A 21371-nucleotide genomic window follows, 5' to 3' on the forward strand; every position below is an offset into this window, starting at 1 on the left:
TCTTTAACCGGGGACGATTTTTTTTATGCCCTGCCCAAAGGTTGCATACCGGTTTAGTTAAAACGTGTTTTTATGGCTTCCTTCACATAAAGTATTATTAAAAGGTGTAAGTATTTGTACAGTGGCATAGTAATCGTTTTATATTGATAAGGAAGGAATTAGGCGAGGGCAATGTTTCTTCCCGATTGTGTAAACAAAAACACACCTAAATGAAACGATTCACAACAATATGCACTTCAGTGATACTACTGTTATTACTGTTTGGCAGTGCGCAAAATAAAGCGCAGGCCCAGGTATCGGTGCAGGTGTCGTACCAGACGTTTTACGACGATCTGGAGCCATATGGAACCTGGATCGATTACCCTGAATATGGATATGTTTGGCAACCTGATATGGGTTCAGGATTCAGACCTTACAGCACCAATGGACATTGGGTTTTTACCGATGATTATGGGTGGATGTGGGTTTCCGATTATGCCTGGGGATGGGCGCCTTTCCATTACGGCCGTTGGTTCTACGATGATTATTATGGATGGCTGTGGGTGCCGGGGTATGAATGGTCGCCTGCCTGGGTTTGCTGGCGAACCGGCGGAGACTACTATGGCTGGGCGCCATTGGGACCGCAGTTCAGTCTCAGTGTAAACCTTTCATTTGGTCATTATAATCCACCGGCAAACTATTGGTGTTTTGTTGACCGGCAATACATTGCTTCGCCACGCGTATATGATCATTGTTATGGCATACAGCGTAACACCACATTCATTAACCATACGACCATCATCAATAATTATCGACAGGAACGGAATGTGTTTGTGACTGGCGCCCCCGGCCGCCGTGAGGTGGAACGCTATACCCGCGAGCCTGTTCGTTCAGTAGAGATCAGGGATGCGCAACGACCCGGCCGTGCAGGATTCCGTAACAATGAAGTGGCTATTTACCGGCCACGGGTCAACCGCGATAATAATCGTTATTCACCTGACCGGGTGGAAAGATTTTCCCGTGACCGCAACCAGCGCGATAACATCGCCGGTAATGGCCGTACGGGCGGGCGTTTCGATGGTAATGAGCGCATTGGAAATAATATGCGGGGCTTTGAAGAAAGGTGGCAGCAACAGGAAGGAATGCGTGAAAGGAATAATGAGGCTAATAACCGTCGTTTGTTTGAAGAAAGACGGCAGCAACAGGAAGGAATAATGCATGACAGGAATAATGGAGATAACAACCGCCGCCAGTTTGGAGAAAGACAGCAGCAGGAGCGGGTAATGCGCGACCGGCAGCAGCAACAGCCCCAGTTTGAAGAAAGACGCCAGCAGCAGGAGCAAATGAACCGGGAACGGAATGCGCAGGCTGAAAACAACCGTCGCCAGTTTGAAGAAAGGCAACAACAACAGGAGCGCGTAATGCGAGAGCGCCAACAGCAGGAGCAAATGAACCGGGAACGGAATGCACAGGCTGAAAACAACCGCCGCCAGTTTGAAGAAAGACAGCAACAGCAGGAGCGGGTAATGCGCGAGCGCCAGCAGCAGGAGCAAATGAACCGGGAACGGAATGCACAGGCTGAAAACAACCGCCGCCAGTTTGAGGAAAGACGCCAACAGCAGGAGCAAATGAACCGGGAACGGAATGAGCAGGCTGAAAACAACCGTCGCCAGTTTGAAGAACGGCAACAACAACAGGAGGGCGTAATGCGAGAGCGCCAACAGCAGGAGCAAATGAACCGGGAACGGAATGCACAGGCTGAAAACAACCGCCGCCAGTTTGAAGAAAGACAGCAACAGCAGGAGCGGGTAATGCGCGAGCGCCAGCAGCAGGAGCAAATGAACCGGGAACGGAATGCACAGGCTGAAAACAACCGCCGCCAGTTTGAAGAAAGACAGCAACAGCAGGAGCGGGTAATGCGCGACCGGCAGCAGCAACAGCCCCAGTTTGAGCGCCGGAACCAGGAACCGGGAAACCGGGGTGGCGGTTTTGGCGGATTTGGCCGCCAGCCACGTCAGGAACAACAGCAACCACCCGCCCAACCGGCTCCGCAACAGGGCGGGGGCGACCGGGGTGACCGCGGGCAGGGACAGGGCGGCTGGCGCCGGCATGGATAATAAAACAATCTTTTTTCAGTTACAAAAAGGGCCGAAAGGCCCTTTTGCTTTAATTATCAGGCATATTGCAAAGGCTGGTGCAACGGAAGGGACTGGTTAATTGTCATAATTGCCGGGAAATCATCGCATCCCGATAAACTAATTGGTAAATTTGCGGTCTGAAAACGAGCCTGTTATTAACGAATCACATTTAAACGAGAAAAATCTTATTGTTAACTAAAAATGAAAACTGTGCAAGTAAGAAAAAATGCTTTTTTGTTTTTGGGGGCACTGTCTTTTTTAACCGTGCTGTTGAGTGGGTGTTTGAAGGAAGCGGCAAGCAGTACCAGTCCAGTCAAAACGTTTGTCTCTTTGTTGCATCTGGCGCCAAAGGCTCCCTCGGTGGAGGTATATTTCGATAATACGAAGGCATCCTCTGCAATCACTGCGGGTTCGGTTTCGCCCACCTATTCAGCGCTTGATCCCGCCATATTTGCCATTACATTCAAAAAGGCAAGTTCAGATAGCGTGGTAGCAAGTTTGTCTACAGCTTCATATGATTCCCTGAAGCATTATACGCTTGTATTGTATAACCCCGATAGCATGCATGTAAGTGCGTTGCGCATGGTAGATGATTTTTCACCATTGGTCGATGTATCAAAGACGCATTACCGGTTCTTCCACCTGGCCCCTGAAATTGGCCCGGTTGACGTTTATTTAAATACAACGAAAATTGAATCAAGCCGTGAGTATGCCGACATTGCTAGTACCACTTATTACAACCAGTTCTTCCAGGTTTCTCCGAACACTTATGATATTACTGTAAAGAAAGCAGGTACTGATTCGGTGATTGCTCAAACGTATTCTGTAACAATGGGTGGTGGCTATGCATACACCCTGTACTTAAAAGGGCTTACCGGCAAAACAGGCACTACTGCATTGGGAGTTGATTACCTGATGGCATCTGATTAACATTGAAGTGCGAACAGCGTTTCATGAACATAAATGTTTTGATACGTCCCGACTAAAGTCGGGACGTATTTTTTTCGTACATGTGCGAAATTTATTTGTTATGGCACTAGGAAAAGAATTAATTTTTAGATAACTTTATTATCTTCCTTATTACAGCCGATTTATTGAATTTTACTAGCGAAATGTTAAGTCTCACCCATTTTACTTTCCGTGTCTGTACTCCGTGAACTTTTTGGTTTTACTGATGTTTGGTTGGTAGCGCATGCATAAACGCTTTAGTGTTGTTTATATACATATTGATGTACCATCATCTGATAACCTTTATAAAGTTTTGAACGTATGAAAAAATCATCGGCAACTGTATTTTCTCCTACTATGGAGTTGCCCGCTATCACAAAGAAGCTCACCCGCCGTATTGTTCGAAGGAAAACAAACCGGAAAGCTGAACCCATTTTAAATACGGTATCACCCCCAAGTGAAGAAACCATCCGGCAGCTTAACCGTATTGCCCAGGAATATCCTTTTTGCGTTTACTATAAACAGAAAGTAAACGATCCTTTATAATTATTACAATAAAAAATATATACGCTGCTTTTAAGGTCTGGGTAGGTATTTTTCCTTATCAGACGTTATTTTCTTGCAAAAAAGCATATATTTTTTGTTAAAGGGCTAGCATTCCAGGAATTTTTGATCTATCTTTGATGTAGATTACAACTCTCGAAAACTACTTTCTTTCTATTCCCGCTTGTCATTGAAATAACGATTAACGATCTGATTCTTTTTCTGCCGTATGAACGACCCGGTCTGATTTTGTATAGCGTTCGTATCCAACAGAAAGCCTGTTTAATTACATCTATTCACTACTTGTAAATTTTGGCGCATGAAAAAGAAAACATTCACATTGACTACAGCTGTCAACAGCACTTCAACCCTTTCCTTTGAAAACACCAACGCAGCGGAAAAGATCCTGATGGAAACAGCGTTTCCTACTCCTCCCAGTGAAGAAACTGTAGCCCGCCTGAACGCAATAGGCCGTGAATATCCTTTTTGCGCTTACATGAAACAGAATAACCTGTATTTACTGTAATTGGGTGCTTTACATCCCTTTATACAAATGCCCCAGGTAGCCCGCCAGCTCCATAAGCCAGGCGATGCCCAGGTGTACTATTAATCCTCCCCAGATACTACGCGTATTATACACTACTGCACCCAGCACAATGCCCCCGAAATAGGAGGTAATGCATTCGAACAGGGGTTTTCCAAAATGAATGGAACAGTAGAACGTCGCCACCGGTAATATGGCATGTTTACCGGCAAAACGGGCAAACGCAAGCACTAAAAATCCGCGAAAGAAAAATTCGATGGTCACAAAGTCGATCCCATAGGAGAGCTCATAGAGCAGTTTCCAGGGAAAACTATGCTGCACGTATTGGTTAATGATCTCAATTCGTTGCACTTTGGGATACGTATGCAGAAAATCATTTTGGGTGGCTGCAAAAGCTATCAGTGGCACCATGCCCAGCAATAACAGCAGGTAAGGTTGCACATTGAACCCTTTTGCCTGTAAGCCGGCCAGCGGTTTATCGAACCTGCCCCATCGCCAAATGGCGGTGACGAGTGCGGCTGTCACTAATAATTTTAAAGGCCAGTCGAGCACACGGAACCAATACTGGTTCCAGGGGTAAGGAAAATGGGTTGTAAGAAGACCGGCTACTTCGTTGAACGTGATCTTGATGGCGAAAATGAAGGGCGCTGCAATCAGCAACACGAAAAAGAACCGGTTATCGGGAATGGTTTCGCCGGCCAGCAGGAATTGCAGCAGCCAGGCGATGGTAAAAACAAAACCAAACAGTCCAAAGAAGGCGGCAATGCGCAGGGGCCAGGAGGGGATAGCCACAATGGCGGGCTCAATGCCAAAGGTATAATTACAGGTGATGGCAATGGCTACAAAAAGGGTAGTAAGTAAAAAAATGGTGCGGTTAACAGATTGGAAATAATTCCGCAGGTAACCAATGATCTCGTTCATGGAAGAAAGGCTTCAGCATGGAAGGTATGAAAAAACGGCAAACCACCGGCCTATCGGGCCACCTGTGAAATGGCAAACAGAACCAGATAAACTTATTTCCATTTAAACCAAAAAATAACGCCGGTCTTTTTAATGAGACCGGCGTTTAATATGATAAAAGAGAACAGATTATTTTGCTTCGAAACTGGCTTTCATTTTTCCGAGCAGATCGGTGGCGATCATTTTCTGGGCCAGGTGTATCATATTGCTGAAGGCTTTGGCGTGTGAAATACCATGACCAATGATCACGGGTTTGGCAACGCCTAATACCGGGGTTCCGCCATATAATTCGAAATTAAAACGGTCGAGGTACTCGTGTTTTATTTCTTTGCGGTGGGTGATCTCGTACAGGCTTTCGGCCAGTTTCAGGATCACATTTCCGGTAAACCCATCGCAAACCATTACATCGGCTTTGTCGAGCAGGATATCCCGGCCTTCTACATTGCCTACAAAATTGATCTGCGTATTTTCTTTCAGCAGGGGATAGGTACCTTGCGCCAGCAGGTTGCCCTTGCCTTCTTCTTCCCCAATATTCAATAATGCAACACGCGGATTGTCAATGCCCAGGATGTGTTTCGCATACAGCGAACCCAACAGGGCAAACTGGTTCAGGTGCTCGGGTTTGCAATCGGCGTTAAGGCCAACATCGAGCAGCAGACCGGTGTTTCCGTTGTCTTTAGGAATAATGGTAGAAATAGTAGGCCTTTGAACACCTTCTATGGGTTTGATACTATACATAGCGCCCACCAGCATAGCCCCGGTATTTCCGGCGCTTATAAATGCACCCGCTTTTCCCGATGCCAGGAGGTGAAAGCCAACAGCAATGGATGATTGCTGCTTTTCTTTCAGTGCTTTGGTAGGAGATTCGTTATAATCAATTACCTGAGGGGCGTGAAAAACACGAACCTTATCGGCCGGTATTTCATGTTGCTGCAGCAATGGATTGATCTGCGCTTCATCACCCACTAAAAACAACAGAGCCGGATCATCAGCTTCTGTCAGGTAATCGCGGATGCCCTTTACTGCTTCCAGTGGTGCAAAGTCTCCGCCCATCATGTCTAAACAGATAGTCATTTCCGGCAACGAGGCTTATTATATTATAATAATAAAGGAGGTTAAAAGTGCGGCTTATATAATTAAGCCTTTTCTACTACTACTTTACCTTTATAGTATAATTTGCCTTCACTTACGTGAGCGCGATGGCGAACATGCGTTTCTCCCGTAGTGCTGTCCTTGCTCAAGGTTACTTTTTCAGCCTTATAGTGTGTTCTTCTTTTAGCACCCCGCTGTTGGGAATGTCTCCGTTTTGGATTAGGCATACACTCAGATTTATAACGTCTATTTTAAAAAATAATTAATTGTCTTCCAGGTCTTTAAACTTTTCCAGCCCCTTCCACAAGGGGTTTATGGACGATTGTTTCTGTTCTTCCAGTTTCCTGAGCATTTCCAGCACTTCTTTATTACAGTGCGGACCGCCCATTTCATCATCAGCACACATCCGTTGCATAGGAATGCTCAGGTTTATAAACTCATAGATCCAGTCGGCTATGTGCAAATGGCTTTCTCCTTTTGAAATGTAATAAACATCGGGATCTTCCTCTTGTTCATTCATAACATCTGGTTCGTCAACCATTTTAACTACAAGGTTGAACTCATCCCACAATTCAAGTGGCAAATTATTGCCACAGCGGTCACAGGTTACCTCCAGTTTGCCACCGACCTCAAATTTCAGTAGCATAAAGCCGTTTTGCTTTTCCAGCGACAGTTTTACGTGCGCGGTGCAATGGCGGAAATCCTGCTCCTGGTATTCTACAAAGAACTTATCGTCGATGGTATATTCAAACTCATGAGTGCCCGGTTTCAATCCTACAAATGCTATATCGTAATTCCGTCGGCTGTTCATGAACTACCCTTTTAAAGAGTTTGCAAAGGTAGGGATTCTCAGGCAAACAGGTAAAGGTTGTCGCAAAAAAATGGCAAAAATAGCCTGTTTTGAACCGTAATGTTGTCTGGGAACCCCGTGGTTACGGGCAAAATTACTATAAATGGGTGAAAGTTATTAAGTTACCGGTAGGCAGTTTGCCAGGGGAGTGGTGAGTTTTAACTTCTTAACTCTAAGTTCCCAGGTTCGGGGATTACCGGTTAACAGTTACTGGTTTCAGGGTTTTCTTTTTCAGGGTGGCTGATTCATCAACCAGTTGGTGCACCGGCTGCCGGTTGCTCCCCATAGCGACCGGGACCGATTGTTGATTTTCGGGCTTCTTCCCCAGCAGGAACAGTACCAGTTTCCGCGCGGTACCATATATTATATATATGTCGAGCCGCATGCTTGCCGATTTTACATACCGGGCATCCCATTCAAATCTTTTGTAAATGCATTCCCGGCTCATGATCTTCCCATGGTAGCCCTTTACCTGGGCCAGCCCCGTAATGCCTGGTTTTACCAGGTTACGGAATTTATATCCCGGAATAAGTTCGGCAAAAGCATTGCAATCGGCATGCATATGAGGGCGGGGGCCAACAATACTCATGTTACCGGCAAGCACATTAAAGAACTGGGGCAGTTCATCGAGGTTCGATTGCCGCAGGAACCGCCCCAGGGGGGTGATGGGTTCCTCACTGATCTCAAGGCGTTTAGTATGGGCCAAAGGGTTATGAACCAGGGTGCGCAATTTGTAACAGGTAAATGATCGTCCCCCACGACCGGTTCTTTTCTGTAGAAAAAATACGGGGCCTTTCGACGTAAGCTTTATTAACAAAGCCAGCACTGGCAATAACCAGCTTAAAATGGTTATTATAATAGCCGTTGCAAACAATACATCAAGTATCCGTTTGCAGAGGAAATAGCCTCTTTTACTATCAACATATTTGCGCAGGACGGTCCTTTTCAACAAAGGCAACCTTTTTTCTTGAATCATAGTATTCTTAATGACAGTATACGGTATAACCATTTATAGAGTTGCCTTTAATCAACAATACTTACTGCATGCCAGCACAATGTGAACAAAGTATCATGAAGGCCCTGGCCTATTTTGATATCTTTAATTATCCGCTTACAAAGGATGAGATATTTCAATTTCTCGATCGTCCCATGGACCCGGATGAACTAAAGCCTGTATTGCAACAGCTTGTTGTTGACAAACGCATTTTTCAATTGGGGCATTTTTATTCATTGCAACCCGACCCCGCATTGCATACCAGAAGAATTAATGGCAATAATAAAGCCGAATTATTACTACAAACAGCCTATAAAGCGGGTGGTTTCCTGTTCAGGTTCCCCTTTGTAATGGGTATTGGCATTTCGGGATCATTATCAAAGAACTTCGCCGATCAGCATACCGATATTGACTTTTTTATTATCACCCGAACCAACCGGATGTGGATTGCCAGAACGCTGATGCACCTTTTCAAAAAATTAACATTTATCACCGGCCATCAGCATTGGTATTGTATGAATTATTATATTGATGAAGAAGCCATGCTGATTGAAGAACAGAATATTTTTACCGCTACTGAAATGGTTACCCTGTTGCCGGTTTGCGGCAATGGCACCATGGACCGTTTTTATGATCAAAACAGCTGGACGGATAATTATTATCCCAATCAAACTATAAGAAAACATTCTATGTTACTGAGCCGGTCGGGCTGGTTAAAAAGATCGGTAGAATGGTTGCTGAATAATAAAGTGGGTAATGCGTTGGATGATCTGTTGATGCGCATCACTATTCGCCGTTGGAAGGAGAAAGAAGAACTGCTGAAGACCAATTCGCATGGCAACCGTATGGGCATGTGCGCCGGCAAACATTTCTCTAAACCAAAGCCGGAGTTTTTTCAACGAAAGGTGTTGGAATCACTTCAGAAGAAGCTTACAGAGATCAATGGAAATTTAATTGGCAGCAGGATGTAAGTGTTAAATAACTTTTTTCCTTTCCTCGACCCACATATGCCCCTTGGCCAGGGTTGAACGCAGCTTCAGCATGGACAACCTGAATAAATTGGCCACCGGTTTCTTCAGGGCCTTGTGATAATTCACTTCATAGTTGATCATCTGAATGGCATAATCGTAATACTTCCTGTTATACGTTCTGGTAAAATCTATATCGCGATCGGTACTGTTTTCCCAGGGCAAACTGGCTACAAAACGATCTTCCACTTCTGCATACAACGGCGTTCCTTTAATGGGGTAGGCCACGGTAATGGTGAACAGGTCGGGATCGGCATTTTTTAGATGTTGTACGGTAGCATAAATATCTTCCTTTGTTTCGCCGGGATAACCTACCATAATAAATGTGCCGGCCTGCAGCCCGTGTTTGCGTGCCAGTTGTATCATTTGTTGCACCTGCTCTACTTCAACGCGGCGGTCCATAAGGTCAATAACTTTTTGAGAACCGCTTTCTGCGCCTATCCATACCCTGAAGCAACCACTCTTTTTTAAATTGATGATCACTTCTTCATTCATGCGGTCGGCCCGCGAAATGCACTCATACGGCATCACCAGGTTACGGCTGGTTATTTCTTCTGTAAATTTTTCCAGCCATTGATGGCTTACGGTAAACACATCATCTACAAACCAGAGGCTATCCACCGCATAATTGGCTTTTATATGTTCAATTTCATCCACTACTTTACCCGGACTTCTTCTGCGATAACTTTGTCCGTACACCGCACGGCTGCACCATTTGCAACTGTATGGGCAACCCCGCATGGTGCTTACTGAAATGGTACTGGTGCCATGTCGGCCTTTCCAGGCATCGAAATACAACGACAGGTTTACTTTATGGCGATTGGGAAAGGGAAGCACATCGAGGTTCTTTAATTTGGTGCGTTCCTTATTCTGCAGCATTCCTTTTTCGGCATCGAGGTATGATACGCCTTCAATATCTGCCAGTGTGCCGGTAAACGTGCCTTCCATATACTGCACCAATTCAAGCATGGTTTGCTCTCCTTCACCCGATACAATAAAATTTGCACCATGTTCCAGGAACTTCAACGCATGGTTCCTCACCTCTGGGCCGCCCAGTATTATTTTTGTTTGTTGTAATTCGGGAGTATCCTTTACAAAATTGATGATGCGCAGCACATTCAGTTTTGTCATCAGGTTGGTGTAAATACCAATCACCTGCGGGCGCTCTTCCAACAGCCTGGTGCATAATTTATCGAATGAAGAAAAGGTACTGTCGAATACCTCGTTGTTATATCCATGTTGTTCGAGGTATGCTGATATATAGAGAATGCCCAGCGGTACATAGGGCCGCATAATGGCTTGTTCTTTGGCATCTTCACCGATAAAATATCCATGTGTTAACAGGATCTTCATTTCACTTCTTTTTTAAATAACAGGAATGCATGATCGGCAAGTATGGTAGCGAAGGGCGCGCCACCAATCCTGTCTTCTGCTTTTACCAATCCATTAAAGAACCGCCGGTGTTGTTGCATATAGCCTTCCATCCAGGATGGCGGAATGCAAAGGCCCACCGGTCTTTTTTCCATCAATTGCAATGGCCGCATCAACCGGGTAAATTTTTTTATAGAATAATAATATACCGGCTGCTGAACAGTTGCCGACAGCGGCACCATTACTTCTCCATTGTTCCATCTTCTGAACGCCTGCCTGGGTTGCGCTTTCAACAGGTAATACATGGTTTCCCACAAACAATATTTTCCAAACAATACCACAGCCAGGAAACCACCCGGCCGTAGTAATTGCTGTAATTGTTTGGCTACATTTTCCATTACCGCAGGCGCTGCGCAATTGAGGCCTGCAAAATTGGAAATAATACCATCGAATTGCCGGCCCTGAAATGTAGCATGCAATTCGTTAAAGGAACAAGTTTGAAATTCAGGTTGATTGGGTAAAGGGGCTATCGCTATTTTTCGTTTTGCTTTTTCGATCATGGCAGGTGATGCATCGGTGGCCGTAACATGATGTTCTTTTTGCGCCATCCAGATTGCATCGGCGCCGGTTCCGCAATTGATCTCAAGTAACTGCATCCCGCTCTTTTGTGCCAGCAATGGCCGAAGCCATTTATAGCTGATGCGGCGTTGCGCGTGGCCAATAAGGCTATCGGTGAACGCAACATCATAGTTGCCTGCCAGTACATCAAAAGTGGTTGCCTTACTCATGTGCATACCGGTTTAACTGAATACGCTCTAATAACAGCGATGGCATATGCCAACAGGCGGATGCTATTTTTTTATAATCCTGACCCCTCAATGCAAAAGGATTCTTTATGGCATTACGTAACGCTACCCACCCTTGTTGCCTGCGGAACACATGATGCACATACCGGTGCAGCTTTTTATAAAATTGGGGCGGATACGTATTGCGGAACATCAGTAACAGTTCGTCTGAATCGGTCCAGTTGCTTTTTTGCGTGAGCTCTGCTTTCACCCGCTCATGGAACACCGTACCTGGCAGCGGATACGACACCGAGATGCCCATTTCATAGGGCAGCAGGTCCTTGATCATCCGAATGGTTTTGGCAATATCTTCTTTTGTTTCGCCGGGATAACCAAATTGTATAAAGAAAGAAGGATGAATGCCATGCTGTTTCAGCAGCGTAGTGGCCTGGTAAATTTGTTCAACCGTAGTGCCTTTATCCATGGCGTCGAGCACTTTTTGCGAACCGCTTTCGGCGCCCATCCAAATATTATGACAACCCGCCCGGGCGAGGTCTCTGATCGTATCTTCCTGCAAAAGCAGGTCGGCCCGCGCCTGTATCTTGAACCGGAATTGTAGTTGTACTTTTTGCAACTGATCGGCAAATGCGCGAACCCATCCAGGCTTTAAACCAAAGATGTCGTCGCAGAACCAGATATGATCGAACTGGAATTTATGTTTCAGCCATTTTAATTCTTCCACCACTTTCTCAGGCGACCTTGCATTGTAGCGGTTGCCGTAGATTGGTTTGGCGCACCAGTTGCATTTGAACGGGCACCCCCGCGTGGTGGCCACATTAAGGGAAAAGTAACCGGAACTTTTTAACCACATGTTCTTATATGGAGTAATATCAACCAGGTCCCAGGCGGGCAATGGCAAAGCATCCAGGTCCTTCATCACCAGGCGGCGCGTGGTTTTGAAGACGGCGGCGTTGCGCAGGAATGCCAGTCCGGCAATATGTTCAAAATCATTTTCTTTATGTTGAATGGCCTGCACCAGTTCAAGCAGTGTTTGCTCGGCTTCACCGAGGATAACGAAGTCGGCGCCCTCGCGGCAATATTGTTCAAAATGATCGGTACTGTCTGAGCTGGAAACGATCACTGTACAACCTTTTGCTTTGGCCAGCTTCATCATGGCAAAAGCGGCTTCACGCATATTGGTGAGGCACATTTTGGTGAGGTAGTTGAAGCCATCATCGTACAGGATGAAAAAGTTGGGTGTTTGCTCATCCAATGCGTGTTGAATATCCTGCGCCTGGTGTGCAAACAGGGTGTCGAATAAAGAAACCACATAACCGTTCTCACGCATGAGGGCCGCAGCATACAGGGTACCCAATGGAGGGTAAGGTTGCCCGGTAGCCCATTGCTTGGGGTCGAATCGTAGAAAATAAGAATGTGAGAATAATATCCTGTTGTTCATGATAATTCGTTAATCGTTCTCAGTTCATAATTCCATTCGTGGTGGCAGGTTCAAAAAACATACACACTTCACGCATGTACTATTCGTATCCATATCCAGATTCTTTCTGAATGCGATCGCGGTTTTGCTGTTTACGATAGCTTCCAGTTTTTGTTGATGAATATTACCCATGGGCTCGTGGAAAAAGCAGGGCCTCACCGTGCCATCTGCTTCAATGACCGTTGACACCCAGGGGGCATTGCACTTCTTATACGGAAAAGGATTCTTTCCATAAAAAGCCGCGTAATAAGCATATATCTTTTGCAGCTTCTCGCGCGACTCGGCAATGAACCGCTGATCAATGGCTGTTTCATGATACCTGATCAACTCCTGCACGGCCAATTGCAGCATGGATAACTCCTCCTCATGTATCAGCACTTCCTGTTGCCGGTCGTTGCTCCAGATGGTGGCGCGGTTAAAAGCGTGACTGCTTACATCGGCCGGTAAAAAGCTGATCTGGTCGAGTCCCATTTCCATGGCGCTGTTTACGATTGGTATCCAGTGACGAAAGTTCAACCGGTGTATCACCGTACGTGCTGTAATTCGGTATTTCGGGTTTATTGATTTGATCAGTTGTACGCCCCATTGCAGTTTTTGAAAGGCGCCGGGTATCTGACGTATCTGGTCGTGCAATGCTTCATCGCCATCGAGCGAAACAATGATGTCGTTCACCCATTGTATCAGTTGGTCTGCTTTCTTCTCCAATGCAATACCGGTCGATAATAAAGTGACGGCTATACCTTCCTGTTTCAGCATTTCACAGAAGCGGAAAAAGTTGGCATTAAGCAATGCTTCACCGCCCGACATCACCACTACCCGGGTGCCGAACTTCCTGAATGCGCCCAGCAAACCGGCAATATCCTGTTCGGTAAGCTGTTTCAGGTTCTTGTTATCCTTCCAGATGTCGCACATTACACAACGGCAGTTGCAGGCGCTGTGCGGCATCAGGATCACGACGGGTAATGTTTTAATTACATCCGTTTGCAAGGTGCGGTAGCGCTGGTAAGTATGGTAAAGTTGGTTGATTGTCATTTGTTAAACACTGACCGTTTGCTCAATTTTGAAAATATAATTTATCTCTACCCAATTCCCTTTTTCCATCACACAATTCATTTGAAACCCATTTGCTGTTGCCATCCCGCGTATCATCGCCAGGTCGCAGCCATCGCACAACACCATCAATACTATTGATTGCGGATGCATGTATGCATGCAGGCCGCTGAACAATTGCTGAAAATATTCACCTTGTTCGCCACAATACCAGGCATATTCCGCAGGGGTGGTTGGTTGTTTTTTATAATAAGGCGGATTGATAGCAATGATATCAAAAGTCTGTTGCGGAATATTGGAGAACAGGTCCGATTCAATAATGCCAAGCGGAATGCGGTTGCTATGGCTGTTCAATTTCAATGACTGAATGGCCACGGTATTTATATCGGTTGCTGTTACCCGAGCGCCCTGCCGTGCAGTATATAATGCGATCAACCCACTGCCTGCACCCAGTTCAAGCAACGTTTGATGCTTTAATGGAAGCGATGCGATGTACCGCAATAACAACCGCGTGCTAAAGAAAAAGCCCGGGTGAAACACGGCCGGCGGTATTACCAGCCTGATCCCCTTGTAGGTGTACATACGGGTGGCCGACAGGTATTTTACCAGCAGCGGTTTGTATAAACGGGTGGTTATATTTTTAATGGTTTGTCTCAATGATCTTTTAATTTTTTATTCGGTCCTGAGCCGGGTCGAAGGACGCTCAGAAGCCCTCAATTTCAGGCTGGCGGTATTTCCACAACAATTGCAGCACTTTTAATTCATACGGTTTCCAGTACAAACCGGTTTTATACCGTACGGCCGACAGGCTGCGCATAATGCGGCGTTTAACTCCACTTAAGCGGATATCCGAAACAGTAGGGTAGTAGCTGTTCAGCACAGTCTCAAAATCTTTGATCTTGTCAACCATTTCAGGCGTTAACCAGGGCGTTAAAGGATTCTTGCGTAAATCGAAATTCTCCCAGTGCGGACTGATCCAGTCTTCCAGTTTTTCCGGAAAATGAAAACCACTTTCCAGTACTTTTTTGTACAGCTCAGATCCTTCTGTTGGCACCGGGCTGTAGAGGTAAATAATGATCTCGGTTTGGGGGTTAATGCTTTTGATCTCCTTGATGAACGCGATATCCTGATCAATTTGTTTCATCACCTGTTCAGGCGTATCGGCGGGGGTACCTAACACAAAAGAATATTCGGGAATGATATCAAATTTAGCCATACGCGCGGCAAAGGACCTGATCTGTGCACTGCTCTGCGTGCCGCCTTTATCCATCCGTTGCAGTATTTCATCATTCCCGGTCTCTGCGCCAAAGAAGATCATTTTGCAGCCCGATTCGCGCATCAGCTCCAGCGAGCGGTCGCTGTATTTATCGATGGTATCAATTCTTCCTTCACCCCACCATATCATGTTCTCGGGTTGAATGAGCCGCGAAAATTCAACGGTTCTTTTTTCTGATACAAAAAAGTTGTTATCGTGAAACTCAATGGCATTACCGCCATAGGTATCCTTCAGGTATTTTATATCCTGGTAAATATGTTGCGCGCTTTTTCCGCGCCAGCGGGCATTATAAATAGGTACTACCGCGCAGAACGAGCATTTGAACGGACAACCCATGCTGCTATGATAAGCGATGGTGCGCGTGCCCAGGTAAGTTTTACCCAAATAGCGCCGCAACGGGTAAAAATTGTTGAGCGCATCATAGGGCAGGGACGGCAGTGCGTCCTGGTCGTACAATTCGTCTTTCCCGGTTTTAATAATACCCTGCCCGCCCCGGTATATGAGGTTGGGAATGGTGGTATATGACTGATTATTCTCCAACGCGTTCAACAATGCAGGGAAGCATTTATCGCCCGGACCATTAACGATAAAATCAACAAAGCCTGAGTGCAGCACCACCCCGGGTTGGTTTGATGGAAAGTAACCGCCCCACACGATGCTGACATCGGGATACAATTCCCGGATTTGTTTTGAAATGGGAATGGCCTGCCTCAGTTGCGGGCCGGGCATGCAGCTGCAACCAAAATATTTAAAGGCCCCGGTGGCCAGGTAGCTGTTTATTTTTTGCCAGGGATCGGTTTCCAGGTTGCCATCAACTATAGCATACTCAAATAATCCTTCAATAGCGGCTGCTATAGAGAGGATTGAGTTGGGTATCCTGGGTTTGGTTCTGGCGCTTCGCGGATTGAATAGTAATACTTTATTCATTGTAAACAATGACCCGGCAGGTCATTGAGAATCATACGAATATTTAATGTGTTGAGTTGCCTGTGGGGGAAAGTTGATCAGTTATCGCCAATTCGGTAGGTCTTTAATAATAGCCAGTAGCAAATAGGCTGCATAAGATCGTATTTTAACGATTGCCGGTAGTTATGGCGGGCGGCAGTCAGGTTTTGTGCCTGTTTAAATAAATGGCCTATTTGACGGTAAGCATGGCTTTTGGCCTTGTACAGGTATTTTTTAGACACCATATTATTGTGATACAGGTATTCAAAGGTGTTCATGAACCCTTCCAGGTTTTCAACCGGCACCTGAATACTGTCATTTGTCTCATGCAGGAAGCGCCATAAAAGCGGTTCATATATAATACCGGCATCAAAATGAAAGGCCAGTAGTATATTAAAATGAAATTCGGACCCATAGGGCATGGTTTCATCGAAAAAACCGGTTTTTTCGAAACAAGAACGGCGCAACAGTATTGTCGGGTTGTATACCACAAAGCGGTTTTCTTTCATACGGTTGAATATATTGGCATATTCAACGCCCTGCCGAATGGTATAGGTGCGTGGCGAAATGATTTGGCCTTCCTTATAGTTGACGGCATCAGTAATGGAAAATCCTATATGGGGATGTTGTGATAATAATTGAACCTGTTTTTCCAGTTTAGTGGTATCCCAGGTATCATCCGAATCATTGAAGGCGATCAGGGTGCCTTTTGACTGGCGGATGGCAAAATTTTTAGAAATGGCGTTACGGCCAGAATGCGGCAGTTTATAATATTGTATGCGGGGATCGGGAATGGCGCGTACAATTTCTTCGGTATTGTCGGTTGAACCGTCGTCGACAATGATCAGTTCCAGCTCTTTATAGGTTTGGTTCAGCACACTGTAAATGCTTTCTTCAATAAGGCGCGCCCGGTTGTAAGTTGGAATTATTACGCTTACCATGTTGATAATTACGGATGAAGGTTATGCTAAGTTGCCTGTGGTCAAATTTCCCATGCCTGTTTCCATTGCTTGAATTCATTAGGCGAAACAAAATAAGTGGCAAAATTTCCATCGTGGAGTGACATGAGCCCTGTTTCAACAAACTCAATGAATCTTTCGCGGTCCTCAGCAGGTAAAAATAATGCCCGGTCATTGATTACTGCTATAGCTGTTTCGCGGTCAAGAGCCCTTGAAATAATTTCGGCTACCAACCTGCGCTTTTGTTGCCGGTATTTTACATGGAAGGGGTCCGGCTCTCCTATAGTATGAAGCATAGCGGCATATTTTCTGGAAGAACGTTCATACGCCCAAATAAAAACATCCTTCATAAGATCTATGCGATTAAGCTCATAAATGCCCATTAGCCCCTGTATGTAATATTCTCGGGGTACGTCTATAAAAGAGATCGGGGAGAGGTTATGACGGTTCAGGGGAATATTGGCGCCTAACCGGGAAACCCGTTTATTTACATCTTCAAAGGGTTGCAGGTAAGGCAATTGAACCATAAAGAAAAAAGCCTGCTCAAATGGATTTTCAATTTGCTCTGCCTTTTGCAGGATCATCTCAAATAGTTCGTCAAGTACTTGTGGTATGGCAAGTGGTGTGTATGCCGAATTGGTTATCCCTACTGCAATAGTGCGAATGCTTCCGGAAGACTTCGGTTCAGGTAATAAGTTGTCTGAAAGCATCGCATGTAGGTTCAGGATTGTATATCGGTTAAAGCAGTTGCTATCGGCGCCTTTTACAATAAATTCAATCGCATCCTTATGATTAAGGATCATTTGAGTTTCGGTAAGCGTTTTTTTGTTTCCGGCAAGGCCCTGTACAAGGAGCCGCTCTGTTTCCAATAATGAATAAGAGTTGCCTTCAAGGCGGCTTGAGTTCCACGACAGATCAATAAGCAACCGGTTCAGGATCTCTTTGGCGAAGGTGCCTGCAGGTTTATCTTCTCTCAATGTTCTGCTGATTTCAGCCAGCCATTTCTTTTCTTCCTGTGTTAAATAGCTGTCAATATTGGGCCGGTAGCTTTCGAGGAATTCGCGATTATAGCTCACCCGTTCGCGCTGTTGTACCGGCCGCGAAACCAGTGATTGAATTTCCAGGCTTTTTTCCGAAAGTTGTATTGTAGTGGCATACGGTTGAGATGGCTCTTTTACAATTGACCTTGAAAGGTTAACGTGGTACATAGTGCTATGATACCGGGTTGAGCGTTTATCTCCGGATGTTTTTACATAACCTTCCTTTTTGAGTTCGGCCAATCGTCTTTGCAGGGTTCGAAGCTCAATATTAAGACCGCATGCCGCTTTGATTTGTTCAATGGAAGCGCCATCATCTATGCAACTAAATGCCTGAATTATTGCGTCAATTTGCAGTGTTACTTTATTACTGTTAGCCATTTTTTGCGACAATTTACCCCAATATACCCCTTTCCAATCGGAATATCAACAATTTTGTCGCAATAAAAAGTAATGCGACAAAATAATTGACGGATTACTAACTGACAGCAGGCAATAATTTTCCTGTCAGAACTTTGGATTTTTACCATAAAAACAACCTCCTTTCTCCATTCACCGTATTGATCTTCAATTTCATGCTTACCCGCTACTCATTATATTACCCCATCATTTTTCTTACAGCTTTGCTGGCCTGGTTTATATATAAAGCAGCCGGTGCGCCGTTCTCAGATTTTGCCGGGTATTATTTCGGCGGCCAGGAATTGTTACGGGGAAACTACCAGTATGTATATGATACTTATTCCCTGAATGCATTGATCGCACAAAAAGGATATACCGGCGTTTTTGTTTGCTATGCCCCCTTTCCGCCATTTACATCAATTGTGTTTGCGCCTTTTCTGTTGTTGCCTGTAACGGTTTCCAAAATTGTCTTTAATATATTTTCTGCAGCGGTGTTTGTGTGGGTAATGACCCGTGCCATCAAATTCTTTTCCATTCCTGCCCGGGTTACGTGGTTGATACCGGTGCTCTTTTTTATTCCCTTACGTAATAACATCTTTTTTGGACAGGCCTACCTGTTGCTATTTGCCTTACTGATCGAAGGATATATGGCTTATAAAAAAGGCCGCATGGTGCTGGCTGCTGTGTTGTGGTCGGTAGCCATTGTGTTTAAATTGTTCCCGCTGGTGGTATTGTTTTTTCTGGTGGTAAAGAAGCAATGTAAACAGGCCCTGTATTGCGTGGCTGCCTGTGCGTTGCTGGGTGTTGTTTCTGTCTTAGTGAACGGTTTTGCCGCCTGGCAATATTATGTGTTCACTATTTTTCCCCGGTCGGCCAGTGGCGATTTGAATGCCAGCTACACTTACCTGTTCCAATCGGCTTTTATGCTGGTGAAGAACCTGTTCGTGTATGATGCAGTGCAAAACCCGCATGTACTGTTCAATAGCCAGCCTTTGTTCATTTTTTCAATGGTATTGTATAAAGCAGCGTTGCTGGTGGGTTGCGTGGGAATTACGCTGAGTAAAAAGACAACCGATCATATTGCATTTACGGGCTGGATAACTGCCAGCATACTGTTATCGCCCAATGGCAGCACTTATTCCTTAATATTGTTGCTGCTACCTTTGCTGGCTTTGTGTAACAGCAGGCGATCATACCTCTATATTGGAATGGCGCTGTTGTTTTTTATCAATACCATCCCGGTTCAATCATTGGCGAACTGGCCGTTGTTACTGCAATTCCCCCGGTTGTATTTATTGCTGTTGTTATTCCTTTTACTGGTAATCGACGCCGGCGTTCGGTTCCGCCCAAAACCTTTTATTGCTTTATTTATAGTGCTGCTGCTGGCTGATGCGCCGAAATTATTTGCGCAAAAGAACAACAGCACCTGGTTGTTGCCGTATGAGTTGCCATTGGTATATGCATATGTCATAAAAGACAACAGACTAGTATATTATTATTGGGATGAAAAAGGCAGCCATGAAACCGTTACCGGTTATTTTGTTCAGCAGTATTCAACCGGTGAAGTACAAATACAAAATAACCAGCTTTATTATAAGGGAAAACGGCTTACCTCAACACCCGATCGCAAACAACAGGCGATGCTGATCAACGGCCACCACATCATTTATCTTTCTGATCAAAACAGGGGCTTTGGGTTTTATGCATTACGCCAGGTACCATTGCCGTAGCAGTAGGGTCTAAATGTACCAGCAGTTGCCTGAGCTTTTCAATAATGCTTTCTGCCTGTATATCTTTCATGCAAAAATTATTGCCGCCGCAGGGCAATTGCTCATGATGATGCACACAGGGTGAACAGGCTACTTTATAATAATGATACACGTGCCGGTTTTCCTGGCCTGGTGGTATTTTAATGTAACTGGCCGCATTGGTTGGTCCCCATACAGAAACCGTTGGCAGTCCCAGCTTGCGGGCAATATGCAGGGGCCCGCTGTCAATGGTCACCATGCAAACCCCTTTGTCTGCAATAAAGCGGTAATAGGCTTCAAAGTCAAGTACGCCGGCAATGTTGAACAACTTTCCTTTTTGTTTCCATACCGGCAGGCGTTGATCAATAAATTGATCGATGTGGGCCCTGTCGCCGGCTGCTCCTAAAAAAGCCACGCGAAAATGGGTATGGGTCAATATCCAGTTACAAATAGCGGCAAAGGTTTCATCGGGTAATTTACGCACCGGGGCCAGGCTGCTGCAGGTGTTGTTCAGAATGATGTAAGGCTTTTGCCATTCGTCGGTGCGCACAACCGGTTGCACCACGGGCAATTCCTCTCCGTTGGTGATCACCCGGGCCATGTGATAATAATTGTCTTCCAAACAGTCTGATTGCTTGAAAGGGATGTTATGGGTATTCAGGAATTTACGAAAGAACACGGGGCGCAAATGAAACCCGAACCGGTTTCGCGCCATGGTAAACAACGCATATACGGTGGTAAGTTTTGAATAAACTTCCAGGTCGGCCACCCACAATTTTTTCAATTGCCATGAGCGAACAATGAACTTTAACGAGGTACTGATGGTGTTGCTCAGGGAGCTGGTATTAACAGGCCATATTTCATCAAAGACCTGAAAGGGTTCAATACCGCTGGCAATATTGTTATCGGTGAGCAATATAAAACGTGTTCCGGGATATTTCTGGCGCATAGCCTGAATGGGATCCGAGGCCACCACTAAACTACCAAGCCCCAGTAATTTAATGAACAATATATGTTCAGGCGGTTGTTTCAGGCGGTGGTTGCGGCGTAGTAGAATACCCAGCAATCTGGTTATGGGAAGAAAAAAGACAATCAGGCAGTAACCAATGTACTTGTCCAATTTTCGGTTGGCAGGTAATTGCACACAAAAATGTTTGGTTTGTTAATAACAGTTGCGAATGGTTAGCTGGTGTTGTCTTACACCGGTAGCATATGTTGCGCTGACCT

Annotated in this window: 20 protein-coding genes; 6 read left to right on the top strand and 14 right to left on the bottom strand. The window is 45.3% G+C overall.

The features are described from left to right. The first annotated feature begins 209 nt into the window (after window positions 1–209). From A3860_RS17470 to A3860_RS17485, 4 genes are all read left to right on the top strand, one after another. The gene (locus tag A3860_RS17470) at window positions 210–2096 is read left to right on the top strand and encodes a DUF6600 domain-containing protein (RefSeq protein WP_081148019.1); all 1887 of its coding nucleotides are present in this window, start codon (window positions 210–212) and stop codon (window positions 2094–2096) included. Between the two features lie 231 nt (window positions 2097–2327). Beyond that, on the top strand, window positions 2328–3047 hold the full coding sequence (locus A3860_RS17475) for a DUF4397 domain-containing protein (protein ID WP_158085285.1): 720 nt from the start codon (window positions 2328–2330) through the stop codon (window positions 3045–3047). Between the two features lie 339 nt (window positions 3048–3386). Beyond that, the gene (locus A3860_RS17480) at window positions 3387–3611 is read left to right on the top strand and encodes a hypothetical protein (RefSeq protein ID WP_143774157.1); all 225 of its coding nucleotides are present in this window, start codon (window positions 3387–3389) and stop codon (window positions 3609–3611) included. Window positions 3612–3927: 316 nt separating this feature from the next. Continuing rightward, window positions 3928–4134 (top strand): hypothetical protein, encoded by a 207-nt coding sequence (locus tag A3860_RS17485; RefSeq protein ID WP_081148022.1) that lies wholly within the window; start codon window positions 3928–3930, stop codon window positions 4132–4134. A 9-nt stretch (window positions 4135–4143) separates the two neighbouring features. Here A3860_RS17485 and A3860_RS17490 read toward each other — a convergent pair whose 3' ends face one another. The 5 genes from A3860_RS17490 to A3860_RS17510 form a co-directional block, all read right to left on the bottom strand. Next, window positions 4144–5073 carry a CPBP family intramembrane glutamic endopeptidase gene (locus A3860_RS17490; protein ID WP_081148023.1) on the bottom strand — a complete coding sequence of 310 codons (930 nt, stop codon included), beginning with the start codon at window positions 5071–5073 and terminating at the stop codon, window positions 4144–4146. A gap of 168 nt (window positions 5074–5241) precedes the next feature. Then, on the bottom strand, window positions 5242–6186 hold the full coding sequence (plsX, locus tag A3860_RS17495) for a phosphate acyltransferase PlsX (RefSeq protein WP_081148024.1): 945 nt from the start codon (window positions 6184–6186) through the stop codon (window positions 5242–5244). A gap of 62 nt (window positions 6187–6248) precedes the next feature. Further along, window positions 6249–6431, bottom strand: a complete 183-nt coding sequence (gene rpmF / locus A3860_RS17500; protein WP_081148025.1) for a 50S ribosomal protein L32 — start codon at window positions 6429–6431, stop codon at window positions 6249–6251. Window positions 6432–6466: 35 nt separating this feature from the next. Then, window positions 6467–7015: a YceD family protein gene (locus A3860_RS17505; RefSeq protein WP_081148026.1), complete on the bottom strand. Its 549-nt coding sequence runs from the start codon at window positions 7013–7015 to the stop codon at window positions 6467–6469. 232 nt (window positions 7016–7247) lie between these two features. After that, window positions 7248–8003, bottom strand: coding sequence for a sugar transferase (locus A3860_RS17510; RefSeq protein WP_158085286.1), 756 nt, complete (start codon window positions 8001–8003; stop codon window positions 7248–7250). Between the two features lie 95 nt (window positions 8004–8098). Here A3860_RS17510 and A3860_RS17515 point away from each other — a divergent pair, with 95 nt between their 5' ends. After that, a complete protein-coding gene (locus tag A3860_RS17515; RefSeq protein ID WP_081148028.1) occupies window positions 8099–9019 on the top strand; it encodes a hypothetical protein in 921 nt (306 codons plus the stop codon). A gap of 3 nt (window positions 9020–9022) precedes the next feature. On the opposite strand, the gene A3860_RS17520 is transcribed toward A3860_RS17515, so the two are convergent. The 8 genes from A3860_RS17520 to A3860_RS17555 form a co-directional block, all read right to left on the bottom strand. Next, a complete protein-coding gene (locus A3860_RS17520) occupies window positions 9023–10429 on the bottom strand; it encodes a B12-binding domain-containing radical SAM protein (protein WP_081148029.1) in 1407 nt (468 codons plus the stop codon). Next, on the bottom strand, window positions 10426–11235 hold the full coding sequence (locus A3860_RS17525) for a class I SAM-dependent methyltransferase (RefSeq protein ID WP_158085287.1): 810 nt from the start codon (window positions 11233–11235) through the stop codon (window positions 10426–10428). Before A3860_RS17525 ends, A3860_RS17520 begins: the two co-directional genes overlap by 4 nt. Next, the gene (locus tag A3860_RS17530) at window positions 11228–12691 is read right to left on the bottom strand and encodes a B12-binding domain-containing radical SAM protein (RefSeq protein WP_081148031.1); all 1464 of its coding nucleotides are present in this window, start codon (window positions 12689–12691) and stop codon (window positions 11228–11230) included. Before A3860_RS17530 ends, A3860_RS17525 begins: the two co-directional genes overlap by 8 nt. A gap of 24 nt (window positions 12692–12715) precedes the next feature. After that, on the bottom strand, window positions 12716–13762 hold the full coding sequence (locus A3860_RS17535) for a radical SAM protein (RefSeq protein ID WP_081148032.1): 1047 nt from the start codon (window positions 13760–13762) through the stop codon (window positions 12716–12718). Window positions 13763–13765: 3 nt separating this feature from the next. Further along, window positions 13766–14437, bottom strand: a complete 672-nt coding sequence (locus tag A3860_RS17540; protein ID WP_081148033.1) for a methyltransferase — start codon at window positions 14435–14437, stop codon at window positions 13766–13768. Between the two features lie 46 nt (window positions 14438–14483). Beyond that, on the bottom strand, window positions 14484–15983 hold the full coding sequence (locus tag A3860_RS17545) for a B12-binding domain-containing radical SAM protein (RefSeq protein WP_081148067.1): 1500 nt from the start codon (window positions 15981–15983) through the stop codon (window positions 14484–14486). A gap of 77 nt (window positions 15984–16060) precedes the next feature. Further along, entirely contained in the window at window positions 16061–16942 is an 882-nt protein-coding gene (locus A3860_RS17550) for a glycosyltransferase family 2 protein (protein WP_081148034.1), read from the bottom strand. Between the two features lie 41 nt (window positions 16943–16983). Beyond that, entirely contained in the window at window positions 16984–18378 is a 1395-nt protein-coding gene (locus A3860_RS17555; RefSeq protein ID WP_081148035.1) for a Fic family protein, read from the bottom strand. Between the two features lie 134 nt (window positions 18379–18512). On the opposite strand from A3860_RS17555, the gene A3860_RS17560 reads away from it, so the two are divergent. After that, complete coding sequence (locus tag A3860_RS17560) at window positions 18513–20126, top strand: glycosyltransferase family 87 protein (RefSeq protein ID WP_081148036.1); 1614 nt, start codon at window positions 18513–18515, stop codon at window positions 20124–20126. Here A3860_RS17560 and A3860_RS17565 read toward each other — a convergent pair. Beyond that, window positions 20059–21288 carry a glycosyltransferase family 9 protein gene (locus A3860_RS17565; RefSeq protein ID WP_081148037.1) on the bottom strand — a complete coding sequence of 410 codons (1230 nt, stop codon included), beginning with the start codon at window positions 21286–21288 and terminating at the stop codon, window positions 20059–20061. The two genes, A3860_RS17560 and A3860_RS17565, sit on opposite strands and share 68 nt — an antisense overlap. Window positions 21289–21371 lie beyond the last annotated feature (83 nt).

Source organism: Niastella vici, from assembly GCF_002077945.1.
In the GTDB taxonomy this organism is placed as follows: Bacteria; Bacteroidota; Bacteroidia; order Chitinophagales; family Chitinophagaceae; genus Niastella; species Niastella vici.

Coding starts and splice junctions, on each gene's coding strand:
- A3860_RS17470 (WP_081148019.1), top strand. CDS start 210: ATGAAACGATTCACAACAATATGCACTTCAGTGATACTACTGTTATTA.
- A3860_RS17480 (WP_143774157.1), top strand. CDS start 3,387: ATGAAAAAATCATCGGCAACTGTATTTTCTCCTACTATGGAGTTGCCC.
- A3860_RS17485 (WP_081148022.1), top strand. CDS start 3,928: ATGAAAAAGAAAACATTCACATTGACTACAGCTGTCAACAGCACTTCA.
- A3860_RS17490 (WP_081148023.1), bottom strand. CDS start 5,073: ATGAACGAGATCATTGGTTACCTGCGGAATTATTTCCAATCTGTTAAC.
- plsX (WP_081148024.1), bottom strand. CDS start 6,186: ATGACTATCTGTTTAGACATGATGGGCGGAGACTTTGCACCACTGGAA.
- rpmF (WP_081148025.1), bottom strand. CDS start 6,431: ATGCCTAATCCAAAACGGAGACATTCCCAACAGCGGGGTGCTAAAAGA.
- A3860_RS17505 (WP_081148026.1), bottom strand. CDS start 7,015: ATGAACAGCCGACGGAATTACGATATAGCATTTGTAGGATTGAAACCG.
- A3860_RS17515 (WP_081148028.1), top strand. CDS start 8,099: ATGCCAGCACAATGTGAACAAAGTATCATGAAGGCCCTGGCCTATTTT.
- A3860_RS17520 (WP_081148029.1), bottom strand. CDS start 10,429: ATGAAGATCCTGTTAACACATGGATATTTTATCGGTGAAGATGCCAAA.
- A3860_RS17525 (WP_158085287.1), bottom strand. CDS start 11,235: ATGAGTAAGGCAACCACTTTTGATGTACTGGCAGGCAACTATGATGTT.
- A3860_RS17530 (WP_081148031.1), bottom strand. CDS start 12,691: ATGAACAACAGGATATTATTCTCACATTCTTATTTTCTACGATTCGAC.
- A3860_RS17535 (WP_081148032.1), bottom strand. CDS start 13,762: ATGACAATCAACCAACTTTACCATACTTACCAGCGCTACCGCACCTTG.
- A3860_RS17545 (WP_081148067.1), bottom strand. CDS start 15,983: ATGAATAAAGTATTACTATTCAATCCGCGAAGCGCCAGAACCAAACCC.
- A3860_RS17550 (WP_081148034.1), bottom strand. CDS start 16,942: ATGGTAAGCGTAATAATTCCAACTTACAACCGGGCGCGCCTTATTGAA.
- A3860_RS17555 (WP_081148035.1), bottom strand. CDS start 18,378: ATGGCTAACAGTAATAAAGTAACACTGCAAATTGACGCAATAATTCAG.